Here is a 13,803-nt window from a genome sequence, read left to right on the forward strand (position 1 = left end):
GCTAGGATTTTATCCCAGGTTTTATCTCTTATTTCTCAACGCGTGATTTGTTGGCGATATCAGCTAGGATAGCTTGAACAAAATCATCTACTGAGACAGTTTGTGTTTCTTTTTGTCCGTAGCGACGAACGTTGACTGTTTCGTCTTCCATTTCCTTGTCCCCAACGATCAATTGGTAAGGAATCTTGCTGGTTTGTGACGCACGGATCTTGAACTGCATTTTTTCATTGCGCTCATCGACATCTGCACGGACACCACGGTCACGGAGTTTTTTAGCTACTTCCCAAGCGTAGTCCACGTGTTTTTCGTTAGAAACTGGGATGAGGGTTACTTGGTGAGGTGCTAGCCAAGTTGGGAAGGCACCTTTGTAGTTTTCAATCAAGATAGCTGTGAAGCGCTCCATAGTCGAGATTACACCACGGTGAATCATGACTGGACGGTGTTCCTCACCATCAGCTCCGATGTATTTGAGGTCGAAGCGTTCTGGAAGCAAGAAGTCAAGTTGGATTGTTGAAAGTGTTTCTTCTTTACCAAGGGCAGTCTTAACTTGGATATCCAATTTTGGTCCGTAGAAGGCTGCTTCGCCTTCGGCTTCAAAGTAGTCCACGCCCATTTCATCAAGAGCTGCACGAAGCATAGTTTGGGCATTTTCCCACATTTCATCGTTGTCAAAGTACTTGTGAGTATCTTGAGGGTCACGAAGAGAGAGACGGAAGCGGTATTCAGTCAAGTTGAAATCTTCATAAACATCGATAATCAACTGAAGGGCACGTTGGAATTCTTCTTGGATTTGTTCTGGAGTGACAAAGAGGTGACCGTCGTTGAGTGACATTTCACGCACACGTTGCAGACCAGTGAGGGCACCAGATTTTTCGTAACGGTGCATCATACCGATTTCAGCGATACGGATTGGCAATTCACGGTATGAGTGAACATGGTGTTTGAAGACTTGGATGTGGTGTGGACAGTTCATTGGACGAAGGACAAATTCTTCCCCATCACCCATGTCCATAGTTGGGAACATATCTTCTTGGTAATGATCCCAGTGACCAGAAGTCTTGTAAAGCTCAACAGAAGCAAGTGGTGGAGTATAAACGTGTTGGTAGCCAGAAGCCAATTCCTTGTCGACAATGTAGCGTTCCAATTCACGACGGATAGTCGCACCATTTGGTAACCAGAATGGAAGCCCTTGACCAACCTCTTGTGAAATCATAAAGAGGTCAAGCTCTTTACCAAGTTTACGGTGGTCACGTTCCTTGGCTTCTTCACGCATTTGAAGGTAGTTTTTCAAGTCTTTCTTGTCAAACCAAGCTGTACCGTAGATACGTTGCATCATAGCGTTGTCGCTATTTCCACGCCAGTAAGCACCTGCTACATGGAGAAGGTGGAAGATTTGGATGCGGCCTGTTGATGGGACGTGAGGGCCACGGCAAAGGTCTACATACTCACCTTGACGATAGATAGTCAAACCACCTTCGTCTTCTGAGTGTTCTTCAATCAATTCTAATTTGTAAGGGTCATTTTTGAAGATTTCACGCGCCTCGTCTTTAGTCACCTCTTCGCGAATAGATGGGAAGTTTTCTTTGACAATTTTTTGCATTTCTTCTTCGATACGAGGTAGGTCTTCGTTAGAGATTTGACCAGCTGTGTTGTCAGTATCGTAGTAGAAGCCGTCTTCGATGGCTGGGCCAACTCCCAAGTGAATGTCTGGGAACAGACGACGAGCTGCTTGGGCGAACAAGTGAGCAGCTGAGTGACGCAAGATTGGAAGGGCATCTTCGTGATCAGGTGTCACAATTTCGATGTTTCCATCTTCAGTGATAGCACGAGTAGTGTCGATGAGTTTGCCGTTGAATTTACCAGCCAAGGCTTTTTTAGCTAGGGAATTGCTGATCGATTGGGCAATTTCAAAAGTAGTAACGCCAGATTCGAATTCACGAACAGCGCCATCTGGGAAAGTAATGTTAATCATGATGTTCTCCTTTTTATTATTTCACAGTTTCTAAGCATTGACTTTTTTGCAGACTACTTCCTAGTCTTAATGTTCAATTGCTTTTCTTTATCAGAGAGGAAGTTTTCCATTTCCGTCAGAATGTCTATATCCAGACGTTGAGAAAGTTCTACTAGCCACCAGATATTTTCTGAAAGTTTTTGTTCCAGTGTGTAAGGTGTTTCATCGTAGTAGCGTCCTTGCTTGGTCATCACTAATCGTTGGAAATTTCCAATATCATTAGATAAAGCCAAGAGGTCTTCTTCTACCGTCCACCTGGAATCATGATGCTTAACTTCCAGATCGTAATAAGCTTGTCGGATTGCCCCACAGCGCTCCACTAATTCTTGCAACTCCATAGTTAGCCTCCTCATAAAAAATTGCGACATCCTCGAAAGGACGTCGCAACGTGGTTCCACCTTCATTTATGTACCTCAAAAGAGAGGGACACCTCCGATTGGCTCTAACGTGGCCACCGTTTTATGTTTTCATAAAAGTCAGTAGAGTAGTATCAATTTAGGCTTCCTATGCGTTTCCAGCAACCACGCACTCTCTAGTAGAAAGGGACTAAGTGACTTGTCTCTATGGATTATTATAGCATGATTGTGAGATTTTTCAAGGACTTTGTGAAAGTTTTTTGTTTTTCATTTTTTGTAGAATATGCTTGATACAAATACCGGAAGCCATGCCCACCAGAGCCAAGGTTTCATAGATTAGCAAGTAAATTAGTATAAACTCACCAAAAGTTATGATAGTAAAGCAAAAGAGCAGTCCGTTACCAATTAACCACCAAAGTGAGAAACGGAAACGGTAGCTATAGAGTAGCGATATAATCAAGATTACCAGAGGTGTAAAGAAGAGAATATTATTTACGTAGAGACTCTTGAGCAAAAGGGGGTCAGAAATAATTAGTGATAACAACTGATAAAGTGGCCAATAAAAGAAAAGTATGACCAGATAGTAGGGGAGATGGGAATAGAATCTACGCATGATAATCACCTCGTTTTAAAAAACAGACAACTTAGATTTCTTGCTATGATTATTATAGCATGTTTAAAACAAGAAAGTAAATCTGTTGACAAAGAAGTTAGTTATTGGTAGAATAGGGATTGTCGTAAAGACAAATAACTTCTTCTTGGTTACAGGCATGCCAACCTGTCACTCGGATGAAGCCAAATAAAAAGGAGAAACATCATGGCAATCTCAAAAGAGAAAAAAAATGAAATCATCGCACAATATGCACGTCACGAAGGTGATACAGGTTCAGTAGAGGTTCAAGTTGCTGTCCTTACTTGGGAAATCAACCACCTTAACGAACACATCAAACAACACAAAAAAGACCACGCTACTTACCGTGGATTGATGAAGAAAATCGGTCGCCGTCGTAACTTGCTTGCATACTTGCGTAAAAACGACGTTAACCGTTACCGTGAGTTAATCAACTCTCTAGGACTTCGTCGCTAATTCAAGATACAAAGGCCGTCAAAAGCACAAAGCAAAAATAGGAAAATTGACGAAGAAACTTCAGTTTCTAGGAGATTTTATCTTTTTTGCCAAGTGCTTAGGCCGTGTTCAATTGAGCATATCTTGATAATGAAGCTACTCTAAAATGGGTAGCTTTTTACGTTGTCACCTTACCTTGGTATGCTCAAGTATAATCTTAGGTTACGGTTCCTAGCACTGTAAGGTAAAATAAACCAGATATTCTCCCTTCTGTGAGATATTTTTGTTTCACTAAAGTTTTTGTACAATCTTCGGCTTACCGCCTAGTCTATAAACGGTTTATCCAGCAAGACTGGAGCTCTCTGATTTTGGGGAGCTTTTTTCTATGCTTGGACCGTGTTCAATTGAGCATATCTTGATAATGAAGCTACTCTAAAATGGGTAGCTTTTTACGTTGTCACCTTACCTTGGTATGCTCAAGTATAATCTTAGGTTACGGTTCCTAGCACTGTAAGGTAAAATAAACCAGATATTCTCCCTTCTGTGAGATATTTTTGTTTCACTAAAGTTTTTGTACAATCTTCGCCTTGTCGCCTAGTCTATAAACGATTTATCCAGCAAGAATTATGATGCTAAGGGCGTCAAAAATCCGTATGAAAATAGGGAAAGGACACCGTGTTCGATGAACACAAGGAGTTTCATCTTTTTCACTAGGATTTTAGCCCGGGCTCAAATCAGCTCTCTGACTTCAGAGGGCTTTTTTATTGAGGTTTTATCGATCACAATTTTGGAGACTACAAAAACTGGTTTGCTGCATTGCATTAAGTCTAAGCTGTTTTATCGGTCACAATTTTGGAGACTACAAAAACCTCAAATGGTATCAGCTAATTACACCATAAAGGTGCGCAGCTACTCGGCTTTTCAAGCTGAGTAGCTGTCTGAAAGCCCCCTCGGAGAGCCCACACTTTACGAAGTAAAGTATAGTATGTTATACTTTACATGGAAGTAGTCACCGAATTCCAGTTAGAAATTACTTTGTAACTACATTTTGAGGAGGAGTAAAATGCTTTCCTACGTTCGACATTACCCACTAGCGATAGCTAAATTAATGTGTCTGTGCTTCCCTAAAATCTGCTGATTTATTACTGACTAATACAGGAGTTTTTTATGGTACAGACAATCATATCTGCTATTGGTGTTTATATTTCCACCAGTATCGATTATTTAATTATTTTATTTATTTTATTTGCACAGCTATCACAGAACAAACAAAAATGGCATATTTATGCGGGGCAATATCTAGGCACAGGCTTACTTGTAGGGGCGAGTTTAGTTGCTGCTTATGTCGTTAATTTCGTGCCTGAAGAATGGATGGTTGGATTGCTTGGTTTAATCCCTATCTATTTAGGGATTCGCTTTGCAATTATTGGAGAAGGTGAGGAAGAAGAGGAAGAAGAGGAAGAAATTATTGAAAGATTAGAACAAAGCAAGGCAAATCAACTGTTTTGGACAGTTACATTGCTGACAATTGCGTCTGGCGGAGATAATTTAGGTATCTATATACCTTATTTTGCTTCGTTAGATTGGTCACAGACCCTCGTGGCCTTGCTTGTGTTTGTAATCGGCATAATTATCTTATGCGAGATTAGTCGGGTGTTATCCTCTATTCCGTTAATATTCGAGACAATTGAAAAATACGAGCGAATCATTGTGCCCTTAGTATTCATTCTACTTGGACTATACATCATGTATGAAAATGGCACGATAGAGACTTTTCTGACCGTGTAGATTTTTTTGTTTCACTAGGATTTTAGCCCGAGCTCAAATCAGCTCTCTGATTTTCAGAGGGCTTTTTACGTTGTCACCTTACCTCGATATACTCAAGTATTATCTTTACTTACGGTTCCTAGCACTATAAAACCAACTATATTCATTTTTTCTCATCTTGTTCCATAGTTAAAAATATGGTATACTTTTCATGAGAATTTTCTAAATTTTTAAGATTCTATCAAAGGAGGTTTGCATGCTTTCCAAATTTTCTGGAAGCCGACAAGACCAACAATTTGTGTTACTTTTAGTTGTTTTGCTAGGTATTTTAGGGATTTCTCTCTTTCTAGCAGTTTCAATGGGATCTGTTGCGATTGATTTAGGAGATACCTATCGGATTATTTTGAGCAGGTTGGGATTTTCTCTTGAGATAGGAGAGGTTTCCAAGTCTACTCTTGCCATTGTATGGAACATGAGATTCCCCCGAGTATTGTTAGGTTTGATAGTGGGGGCTGGTCTTTCTATGTGTGGTAGCGTGATGCAGTCTACAGTGAACAATCCCATCGCAGAGCCTTATGTCTTAGGAATATCTGCGGGTGCAACTCTAGGGGCAACCTTGAGCATCATTCTTGGTTTAAAAGTGATGATTAGCCTTGGAGCTTTTCTTGGAGCTATTTTGGCAACAATTGTTGTTCTCATCATTGCCTTTATGCAGGGAAGAATGACGACTTCTAGTCTGATTTTATCAGGAACGGTGGTCAACGCTCTCTTTCTGGCTTTTTCCAACTTTATTATCTCAGTCGGAGCTAATGCGGATAGTGTGATGACCATTAAGTTTTGGACAATGGGCTCGCTTGCTGGGACTACCTGGGCAGACTTGATCCTGCCAACTATAGTAGTAGGAATGACCTTTCTATTTTTCTCTACTCAGTATCGTGTTTTCAATGCGATGATGATGGGAGATGAGGCTGCTTTAACTTTGGGGATTCCCTTACGCTTTTATTGGTATCTTTATGTGACAATGGTGGCTGTGCTGACAGCAGTCTTAGTGGCAACCTGTGGGATTATTGGATTTGTCGGTCTGATTACTCCACATTTAGCTCGAGGGTTAGTAGGAACGAATTACAAGAGGCTTTTTCCTGTTGCAACCTTGCTAGGTGCCCTCTTTGTCATCTGGGCAGACGTACTCTCTCGTATCATCATTCCAAACGCAGAGCTTCCTATTGGTATTTTCACAGCCTTAGTAGGTGCTCCCTTCTTCATCTACATTGTTGGAGGTCGGCGAAGGGAGGTGAGGGTCTGATATGGACTTGATTTGTCAGGATATCCACTTTGGACTAGGAGAGAAAAAAATCCTCAAAGGAGTCTCTCTTAAGGTTGAGGAGCATCAATTTCACACGATACTAGGACCAAATGGAAGCGGGAAAACCAGTCTACTTAAACTCCTCTATCGTCAGGAAAAGGCGGACAAAGGCTTGATAAGCCTAGATGGAAAGCCACTGGAACATTGGTCACTCAAAGAAACAGCCAAGCAAATGGCAGTTGTGACTCAGTTTAATCAATTGCAGTTTGATTGTACAGTTGAAGAAATCGTCTTGCTGGGAAGAACTCCCCACCTCTCTTTTTTACAGAAGGAAAGGGAAAGAGATTTTACGCTCGTTCAAGATGCCCTTGTCAAGGTGGATATGCTTGAGAAGAAAACTCGTCTCTATTCTTCTCTGTCAGGGGGAGAGAAACAGCGAGTCTTACTAGCCCGCGCCTTGGTGCAAGAACCGACTCTCTTGCTCCTTGACGAACCAACCAATCACCTGGATATCAAGTATCAGTTAGACTTGTTGGCCATTGTGAAAAATCTAAATATCAATGTTCTAGCTGTCCTGCATGATATTCAACTTGCTTGTCGCTATTCGGATTATCTCTATCTGATGAAAGAGGGGGAAATCCTGTACCAAGGGACTCCAAAGGAGACCATCACCCCTGAGTCATTGCAAACTGTATATGGAGTTCAAAGTCAGATTACTTGGACCGAGGATCAGCAAGCCATGATTCACTATTTATAAAAATGAAAAGGAAAATAAGATGAAAAAAACACTAAGCATTTTACTGGTAACAGTAGCTACCTTAACTTTGGCAGCTTGTGGTAACACTACTACAGAAAAAGCTACCACACAATCTAGCACAGAGACAAGTCAAAAGGCTAACGCAGAGACGACTTATCCGTTAACTGTTAAGACCTATGATGCTAAAGGAAATGAAGTCGAACAAGTTTTTGAAAAGGCACCTGAAAAAGTTATCACCAACAATCTTTCAACCACTGAAATCTTATTGGAGTTGGGGTTGAAGGATAAAATTGCTGGCATGCTTAACCCGGACAATGCTGTGACGGACAAATACAAGGATGCGATTGCGACTATTCCTCAAATTGGGGATAAAAAAACAGTCTCACAAGAGACAGTCCTTTCTTATGAGCCAGAAGCTGTGATGGGTCGAAACATGATGTTTTCTGAAAAATCCTTGGGGACAGTTAGCACTTGGAATGAAAACAAAATCCCAGTTTATACGCAAAAAGCTTCTCTCTCAACGATTCAGCAAGATTTGGGGAATATCGTAGAAGATGTTAAAAATCTTGGAATGATTTTTAATGTTCAGGACAAGGCCAATGAATACGCAGCCCAATTACAAACTAAAATTGACGCTGTTAAGAAAGCAAATCCAGCAAGCCAAGGTGAAAAGAAAAAGGCTTTGATTATGGTTGCTTATAATGATGAGACCTTCGGTGCCTACAAGTCTGCTTTGCAAGAAAGTTTGCTGAACCAACTTGGTTATACCAACGTTGCTACGGGGACATCAGGCTTGACCTTGGAAAATCTCGTGTCAATGGATCCTGAATTGATTATCTATGTAACCAGCGACCGCAATAAAAAATTGGATGAAAAAGCAGTAGAGTTGATGAAGGCAAATGCTGTTTTGGAAGGTGTTCCTGCTATTAAGAATCAAAAAATCATGACTATTTCTTACGATGAGTTGATGGATTATGGTCCAGCAGTGATTGAATCCCTTGAGAAAATCAATGACTTTATCAATAAATAATGAGTTTGATTGGGAAGGAATCCAAGTCAAGGTCAGCCTGCCTTCGACCTATGACTCCAATCAAAGCTATCCAGCGATTCTCTTGAATGATGGAAATTTGGATTTCCTATCATCCCTTTCAGAATCTGTGATTTTAGTGGGCTTGACCTCTAAAAATCGTCTAGACGACTACACTCCATGGAAGGCATCTGCTCTGAGAGATGGAGCTCCAGATTTTGGCGGTCAGGCAACTGCCTATCATGGCCATTTATTTGGAGGTCTTTTAGATAAGTTGCAGTCGCTTTATCGCCTGGACGAAGATCGACTTGCTTATGGGGGTTATTCACTAGGTGGTTTGGCGGCAGTCTCCAGTCTTTTCAGCTTTGACAAGGTTTCCTGTGTCTTTTCGATCTGCGGTTCCTTTTGGTATCCTGATTTTGTGACTTACTGCAAGGCAGAGACAGTGAAAAATCTAGACTGTTTGCTGTATTTACAGAATGGTCAAACAGAAGGAGCCCATCATAGCAATCGCCTGGCTCAAGCACCAGTCTATGCTGAGCAGATCCATACCAGTCTTCAAAAACGCTATCCGAAAGGCCAGTTTGTCTTTGATCCTTATGGTCACCATGAGCAAGTGGATGAACGATTTCTAGCCTTTTCTAGCTGGTTGGCCCAAAAATGGAAAATCAAGTAAAAGAATTATCCCTTGGCTTTTGCCAAGGGATTGTTGTATTTTTTAACCAAGAGCCTCTTTTTTCTTATCTGGATTCCAGATGAAGCTTGCGATAAAGCTAAAGATGATGGTTAAGATAGCAAGGATAATGGCAAGGATGAGGGCAGGGATGCGGATAAACCACCAGAGTGGGTTCGGTTTTTTATTATTGTGCCATTGTTTGGTTTCTTCGTCCAAACGTTGGAATTCTGCTTGGATACGATTGGCGACTGTTTCAATGCTTTCATCATTCATTTTCTTGATATCTGAAATATCGATTGGATTTCCAAAGTTCATATCGACACGCTCACGGCTAACCAAGCCCTTCAAAGTCATAGGACCTGTGTAGGTAACCGGCATGATTCGGACCTTGGCCATCTTGGCAATCAGGGCTACGCCACCTTTAACATCGTTTGAGTGACGGCTTCCACTTGGAAACATGATGAGAGAGCGGTCACTTTTTTTAAGAACATTGATAGGATATTTGATGGCTGAAGCACTTGGATTTTCACGGTCAATAGGAAAGGCGCCACACATACGAATCCACCAGCCAAAGATACGGTTGGTAAAGAGCTCTTTTTTGGCCATAAAGATGAATTGTTTTGGCTTGGTCGCAAAGGCCATATAAACAGGATCCCACCAGGTGCGATGAGGCGCCACTAGGATATAATTTTCATCTTGATTAGGAATTTTATCAGTATTATGATAGTGGGCATTGCCATTGATGGACCATAGGAGCAAGACAACCAATCCACGTAAATAAGTATAAAACATGCGATCTCCTTCGATTGTTTTCTTGTTAATATTATACCTTATCAAAGGAGGGCTGGCAAACTTTTTCCCTTGACTAGGTGCATATTTGGGATGAGATTAGAATTCTTTTAGAAAAAATGATATGATAGAATTTATGGATAAAAATAAGATTATGGGATTAACCCAAAGAGAAGTCAAGGAAAGACAGGCTAAGGGCTTGGTCAATGATTTTACTGCTTCGGCCAGTACCAGTACTTGGCAAATCGTTAAACGAAATGTCTTTACCCTTTTTAACGCTTTGAACTTTGCCATTGCTTTGGCGTTAGCTTTTGTGCAGGCTTGGAGCAATCTGGTCTTCTTTGCTGTTATCTGCTTTAACGCCTTTTCTGGTATTGTGACTGAGCTGCGGGCTAAACACATGGTGGACAAGCTCAATCTTATGACCAAGGAAAAGGTTAAAACTATTCGTGATGGTCAGGAAGTTGCCCTCAATCCTGAAGAATTGGTGTTAGGAGATATCATTCGTCTGTCTGCTGGAGAGCAGATTCCCAGTGATGCCTTGGTTTTGGAAGGCTTTGCGGAAGTCAATGAAGCCATGTTGACGGGTGAGAGTGATTTGGTGCAAAAGGAAGTTGACGCCTTGCTTTTGTCAGGAAGCTTCCTAGCCAGTGGGTCAGTTTTGGCTCAAGTCCACCATGTAGGAGCAGACAATTATGCAGCCAAACTCATGCTGGAAGCCAAGACCGTGAAACCGATCAACTCCCGTATCATGAAATCGCTGGACAGGTTAGCTGGTTTTACTGGGAAGATTATCATTCCCTTTGGTCTAGCTCTCTTGTTAGAAGCCTTGATGTTGAAAGGCCTGCCTCTCAAGTCATCCGTTGTAAATTCGTCGACAGCTCTTTTGGGAATGTTGCCTAAGGGGATTGCCCTTTTGACCATTACTTCGCTCTTGACTGCGGTGATTAAGCTGGGCTTGAAAAAGGTCTTGGTGCAGGAGATGTACTCTGTTGAGACCTTGGCGCGCGTAGATATGCTCTGTCTGGACAAAACGGGCACCATTACCCAAGGAAAGATGCAGGTGGAGGCGGTTCTTCCGCTAACTCAAGCCTACGATGACAAGGCTATTGCCAGCATTTTGACCAGCTACATAGCCCATAGTGAGGATAAGAATCCAACAGCTCAAGCTATTCGCCAGCGTTTCCAAGGCCAAGTAGCCTATCCTATGCTTTCCAATCTTCCTTTCTCAAGCGACCGCAAGTGGGGAGCTATGGAATTGGAAGGTCTGGGGACAGTTTTCTTAGGGGCACCTGAGATGTTATTGGACTCTGAAGTCCCAGAAGCCAGAGAGGCTTTGGAGAGAGGGTCACGTGTCTTGGTCTTGGCACTCAGTGAGGAAAAACTAGACCATCACAAACCACAGAAACCATCTGATATTCAGGCCCTGGCCTTGCTGGAGATTTTGGACCCCATTCGAGAAGGAGCAGCAGAGACGCTGGACTATCTCCGTTCTCAAGAAGTGGGACTCAAGATTATCTCTGGTGACAATCCAGTTACGGTATCCAGCATTGCCCAGAAGGCTGGTTTTGCGGACTACCACAGCTATGTGGATTGCTCAAAAATCACGGATGAGGAATTGGTTGTCATGGCTGAGGAAACAGCTATTTTCGGACGTGTTTCCCCTCATCAAAAGAAACTCATCATCCAAACGCTGAAAAAAGCAGGGCATACAACAGCTATGACAGGGGACGGAGTCAATGATATCCTGGCTCTTCGTGAGGCGGATTGTTCGATTGTAATGGCTGAGGGAGATCCAGCGACTCGTCAGATTGCCAATCTGGTTCTCTTGAACTCAGACTTCAATGATGTTCCTGAGATTCTCTTTGAAGGTCGTCGGGTGGTCAATAATATCGCCCATATTGCACCGATTTTCTTGATTAAGACCATCTATTCCTTCTTGCTCGCGGTGATTTGTATCGCCAGTGCTTTACTAGGTTGGTCTGAGTGGATCTTGATTTTCCCCTTCATTCCAATCCAGATTACCATGATTGACCAGTTTGTGGAAGGTTTCCCACCATTCGTTCTGACTTTTGAGCGAAATATCAAACCTGTTGAGCCAAACTTCCTCAGAAAATCTATGCTTCGTGCCCTACCAAGCGCTCTCATGGTTGTGTTCAGCGTTCTTTTTGTGAAAATATTTGGAAGTAGCCAAGGTTGGTCTGAGTTAGAAATCTCAACTCTCCTCTATTATCTACTTGGGTCTATCGGTTTCTTATCCGTATTTAGAGCCTGTCTGCCATTTACCCTCTGGAGAGCCCTCTTGATTGTCTGGTCAGTAGGTGGCTTCCTAGCTACAGCTCTCTTCCCAAGAATTCAAAAACTGCTTGAAATTTCGACATTAACAGGACAAACATTGCCTGTCTATGGTGTCATGATGTTGGTCTTTACCGTGATTTTCATTATAACTAGTCGCTATCAAGCCAGAAAATAAAGAAAGACTGCAATCTGTGGATTGCGGTTTTTTTAGGTGCAAGATTGCCAGCTGAAATGTGGTATAATAAGAGGTAATAGAGTTTTGGAAAGTGAGAGAAGATGATTTCAAAGAGATTAGAATTAGTGGCTTCCTTTGTGTCACAGGGAGCCATTTTACTAGATGTGGGGAGTGACCATGCTTATCTGCCAATCGAGTTAGTCGAGAGAGGCCAAATCAAAAGCGCCATTGCAGGTGAGGTGGTGGAAGGTCCCTACCAGTCAGCGGTTAAAAATGTTGAGGCGCACGGTCTAAAGGAGAAAATCCAAGTTCGTTTAGCCAATGGCCTGGCAGCTTTTGAAGAGGCAGACCAAGTATCGGTTATTACCATTGCAGGTATGGGTGGTCGTTTGATTGCTAGGATTTTAGAAGAAGGCTTGGACAAGCTAGCGCATGTAGAGCGTTTGATTCTCCAACCCAATAATCGTGAAGACGACTTGCGTATCTGGTTGCAGGAACACGGATTCCAGATTGTAGCAGAAAGCATCCTAGAAGAAGCTGGCAAGTTTTATGAAATTCTAGTTGTGGAAGCGGGACAAATGAAGTTGTCAGCCAGTGATGTCCGCTTTGGTCCCTTCTTGTCCAAAGAAATCAGCCCAGTCTTTGTCCAAAAATGGCAAAAAGAAGCAGATAAGCTAGAGTTCGCCCTCGGACAAGTCCCAGAAAAAAATCTGGAGGAACGTCAAGTTCTAGTAGATAAGATTCAAGCCATCAAGGAGGTTCTCCATGCTAGCAAGTGAAGTAATCAGAGCTTATGAAGCCTTTTGCCCTCAGGAATTTTCCATGGAGGGAGACAGTCGTGGCCTGCAAATTGGCACTTTGGACAAGGATATCCAAAGGGTCATGGTTGCTCTGGATATTCGTGAAGAAACGGTGGCTGAAGCCATTGAAAAGGGTGTGGATTTGATTATCGTCAAGCACGCGCCGATTTTCCGTCCGATCAAGGACTTGGTAGCTAGCCGTCCACAAAATCAAATTTACATCGCCCTCATCAAGCATGACATCGCAGTTTATGTCAGCCATACCAATATTGACATCGTTGAAAATGGTCTCAATGACTGGTTCTGCCAGATGCTAGGTATCGAGGAGACGACTTATCTACAGGAGACAGGTCCTGAACGTGGACTTGGACGTATTGGGAATATTCAGCCTCAGACATTTGGAGAATTGGCCCAGCATGTTAAGCAAGTCTTTGGCCTAGATAGTCTTCGAATGGTGCATTATCAAGAGACTGATTTGCAGAAGCCTATTTCAAGAGTGGCTATCTGTGGTGGTAGCGGGCAGTCATTCTATAAGGATGCCTTAGCTAAGGGGGCTGATGTCTATATCACTGGTGACATTTATTACCACACTGCTCAGGATATGCTGTCTGATGGCTTGCTAGCATTGGATCCAGGACACTATATCGAAGTGCTGTTTGTGGAAAAAATCGCAGAGCTTCTTAATCAATGGAAAGTAGAAAGTGGCTGGACTATTGATATTGTACCTAGTCAAGCATCAACCAATCCTTTCCACCATATCTAGTTAGAAAGTGAAAAC

At 42.3% G+C, this 13,803-nt stretch carries 13 protein-coding genes; 9 read left to right on the forward strand and 4 right to left on the reverse strand.

From position 1 onward, the window contains the following. Nucleotides 1-28: 28 nt before the first annotated feature. The 3 genes from thrS to SK642_RS10885 all read right to left on the reverse strand — a co-directional run bounded on the left by thrS (nt 29) and on the right by SK642_RS10885 (nt 2,980). Entirely contained in the window at nt 29-1,972 is a 1,944-nt protein-coding gene (thrS, locus tag SK642_RS02930; RefSeq protein ID WP_033683300.1) for a threonine--tRNA ligase, read from the reverse strand. Between the two features lie 53 nt (nt 1,973-2,025). Beyond that, a complete protein-coding gene (locus tag SK642_RS02935) occupies nt 2,026-2,349 on the reverse strand; it encodes a MazG-like protein (protein ID WP_033683301.1) in 324 nt (107 codons plus the stop codon). A gap of 256 nt (nt 2,350-2,605) precedes the next feature. Further along, complete coding sequence (locus SK642_RS10885) at nt 2,606-2,980, reverse strand: hypothetical protein (protein WP_033683302.1); 375 nt, start codon at nt 2,978-2,980, stop codon at nt 2,606-2,608. Nucleotides 2,981-3,184: 204 nt separating this feature from the next. Between SK642_RS10885 and rpsO the strand changes: the two genes are divergently transcribed. The 6 genes from rpsO to SK642_RS02970 all read left to right on the forward strand — a co-directional run bounded on the left by rpsO (nt 3,185) and on the right by SK642_RS02970 (nt 8,963). Next, nucleotides 3,185-3,454, forward strand: a complete 270-nt coding sequence (gene rpsO, locus SK642_RS02945; RefSeq protein WP_001018251.1) for a 30S ribosomal protein S15 — start codon at nt 3,185-3,187, stop codon at nt 3,452-3,454. A 1,146-nt stretch (nt 3,455-4,600) separates the two neighbouring features. Then, nucleotides 4,601-5,221 (forward strand): CadD family cadmium resistance transporter, encoded by a 621-nt coding sequence (locus SK642_RS02950; RefSeq protein ID WP_033683303.1) that lies wholly within the window; start codon nt 4,601-4,603, stop codon nt 5,219-5,221. Between the two features lie 235 nt (nt 5,222-5,456). Then, nucleotides 5,457-6,503 (forward strand): FecCD family ABC transporter permease, encoded by a 1,047-nt coding sequence (locus tag SK642_RS02955; RefSeq protein WP_033683304.1) that lies wholly within the window; start codon nt 5,457-5,459, stop codon nt 6,501-6,503. Nucleotide 6,504: 1 nt separating this feature from the next. Beyond that, the gene (locus tag SK642_RS02960; RefSeq protein WP_033683305.1) at nt 6,505-7,260 is read left to right on the forward strand and encodes an ABC transporter ATP-binding protein; all 756 of its coding nucleotides are present in this window, start codon (nt 6,505-6,507) and stop codon (nt 7,258-7,260) included. Nucleotides 7,261-7,279: 19 nt separating this feature from the next. Beyond that, nucleotides 7,280-8,290, forward strand: coding sequence for an ABC transporter substrate-binding protein (locus SK642_RS02965; RefSeq protein ID WP_033683306.1), 1,011 nt, complete (start codon nt 7,280-7,282; stop codon nt 8,288-8,290). Beyond that, nucleotides 8,271-8,963 (forward strand): alpha/beta hydrolase-fold protein, encoded by a 693-nt coding sequence (locus tag SK642_RS02970; RefSeq protein WP_033683307.1) that lies wholly within the window; start codon nt 8,271-8,273, stop codon nt 8,961-8,963. The genes SK642_RS02965 and SK642_RS02970 overlap by 20 nt, the downstream gene beginning before the upstream one ends. 42 nt (nt 8,964-9,005) lie before the next feature. On the opposite strand, the gene SK642_RS02975 is transcribed toward SK642_RS02970, so the two are convergent. Then, nucleotides 9,006-9,755 carry a lysophospholipid acyltransferase family protein gene (locus tag SK642_RS02975; protein ID WP_033683308.1) on the reverse strand — a complete coding sequence of 250 codons (750 nt, stop codon included), beginning with the start codon at nt 9,753-9,755 and terminating at the stop codon, nt 9,006-9,008. Nucleotides 9,756-9,888: 133 nt separating this feature from the next. Between SK642_RS02975 and SK642_RS02980 the strand changes: the two genes are divergently transcribed. The 3 genes from SK642_RS02980 to SK642_RS02990 all read left to right on the forward strand — a co-directional run bounded on the left by SK642_RS02980 (nt 9,889) and on the right by SK642_RS02990 (nt 13,788). Beyond that, on the forward strand, nt 9,889-12,225 hold the full coding sequence (locus SK642_RS02980; RefSeq protein WP_033683660.1) for a cation-translocating P-type ATPase: 2,337 nt from the start codon (nt 9,889-9,891) through the stop codon (nt 12,223-12,225). Between the two features lie 101 nt (nt 12,226-12,326). Beyond that, on the forward strand, nt 12,327-13,004 hold the full coding sequence (locus tag SK642_RS02985; protein ID WP_033683309.1) for a tRNA (adenine(22)-N(1))-methyltransferase: 678 nt from the start codon (nt 12,327-12,329) through the stop codon (nt 13,002-13,004). Next, a complete protein-coding gene (locus SK642_RS02990) occupies nt 12,991-13,788 on the forward strand; it encodes a Nif3-like dinuclear metal center hexameric protein (RefSeq protein WP_033683310.1) in 798 nt (265 codons plus the stop codon). Before SK642_RS02985 ends, SK642_RS02990 begins: the two co-directional genes overlap by 14 nt. Nucleotides 13,789-13,803: the final 15 nt, after the last annotated feature.

Source organism: Streptococcus mitis, assembly GCF_000722705.1.
Lineage (GTDB): Bacteria > Bacillota > Bacilli > Lactobacillales > Streptococcaceae > Streptococcus > Streptococcus mitis_P.

Excerpts from the sequence above, each read along its gene's own strand:
- thrS (WP_033683300.1), bottom strand. The coding sequence starts at position 1,972 with ATGATTAACATTACTTTCCCAGATGGCGCTGTTCGTGAATTCGAATCT.
- SK642_RS02935 (WP_033683301.1), bottom strand. The coding sequence starts at position 2,349 with ATGGAGTTGCAAGAATTAGTGGAGCGCTGTGGGGCAATCCGACAAGCT.
- SK642_RS10885 (WP_033683302.1), bottom strand. The coding sequence starts at position 2,980 with ATGCGTAGATTCTATTCCCATCTCCCCTACTATCTGGTCATACTTTTC.
- rpsO (WP_001018251.1), top strand. The coding sequence starts at position 3,185 with ATGGCAATCTCAAAAGAGAAAAAAAATGAAATCATCGCACAATATGCA.
- SK642_RS02950 (WP_033683303.1), top strand. The coding sequence starts at position 4,601 with ATGGTACAGACAATCATATCTGCTATTGGTGTTTATATTTCCACCAGT.
- SK642_RS02955 (WP_033683304.1), top strand. The coding sequence starts at position 5,457 with ATGCTTTCCAAATTTTCTGGAAGCCGACAAGACCAACAATTTGTGTTA.
- SK642_RS02960 (WP_033683305.1), top strand. The coding sequence starts at position 6,505 with ATGGACTTGATTTGTCAGGATATCCACTTTGGACTAGGAGAGAAAAAA.
- SK642_RS02965 (WP_033683306.1), top strand. The coding sequence starts at position 7,280 with ATGAAAAAAACACTAAGCATTTTACTGGTAACAGTAGCTACCTTAACT.
- SK642_RS02970 (WP_033683307.1), top strand. The coding sequence starts at position 8,271 with ATGACTTTATCAATAAATAATGAGTTTGATTGGGAAGGAATCCAAGTC.
- SK642_RS02975 (WP_033683308.1), bottom strand. The coding sequence starts at position 9,755 with ATGTTTTATACTTATTTACGTGGATTGGTTGTCTTGCTCCTATGGTCC.
- SK642_RS02980 (WP_033683660.1), top strand. The coding sequence starts at position 9,889 with ATGGATAAAAATAAGATTATGGGATTAACCCAAAGAGAAGTCAAGGAA.
- SK642_RS02985 (WP_033683309.1), top strand. The coding sequence starts at position 12,327 with ATGATTTCAAAGAGATTAGAATTAGTGGCTTCCTTTGTGTCACAGGGA.
- SK642_RS02990 (WP_033683310.1), top strand. The coding sequence starts at position 12,991 with ATGCTAGCAAGTGAAGTAATCAGAGCTTATGAAGCCTTTTGCCCTCAG.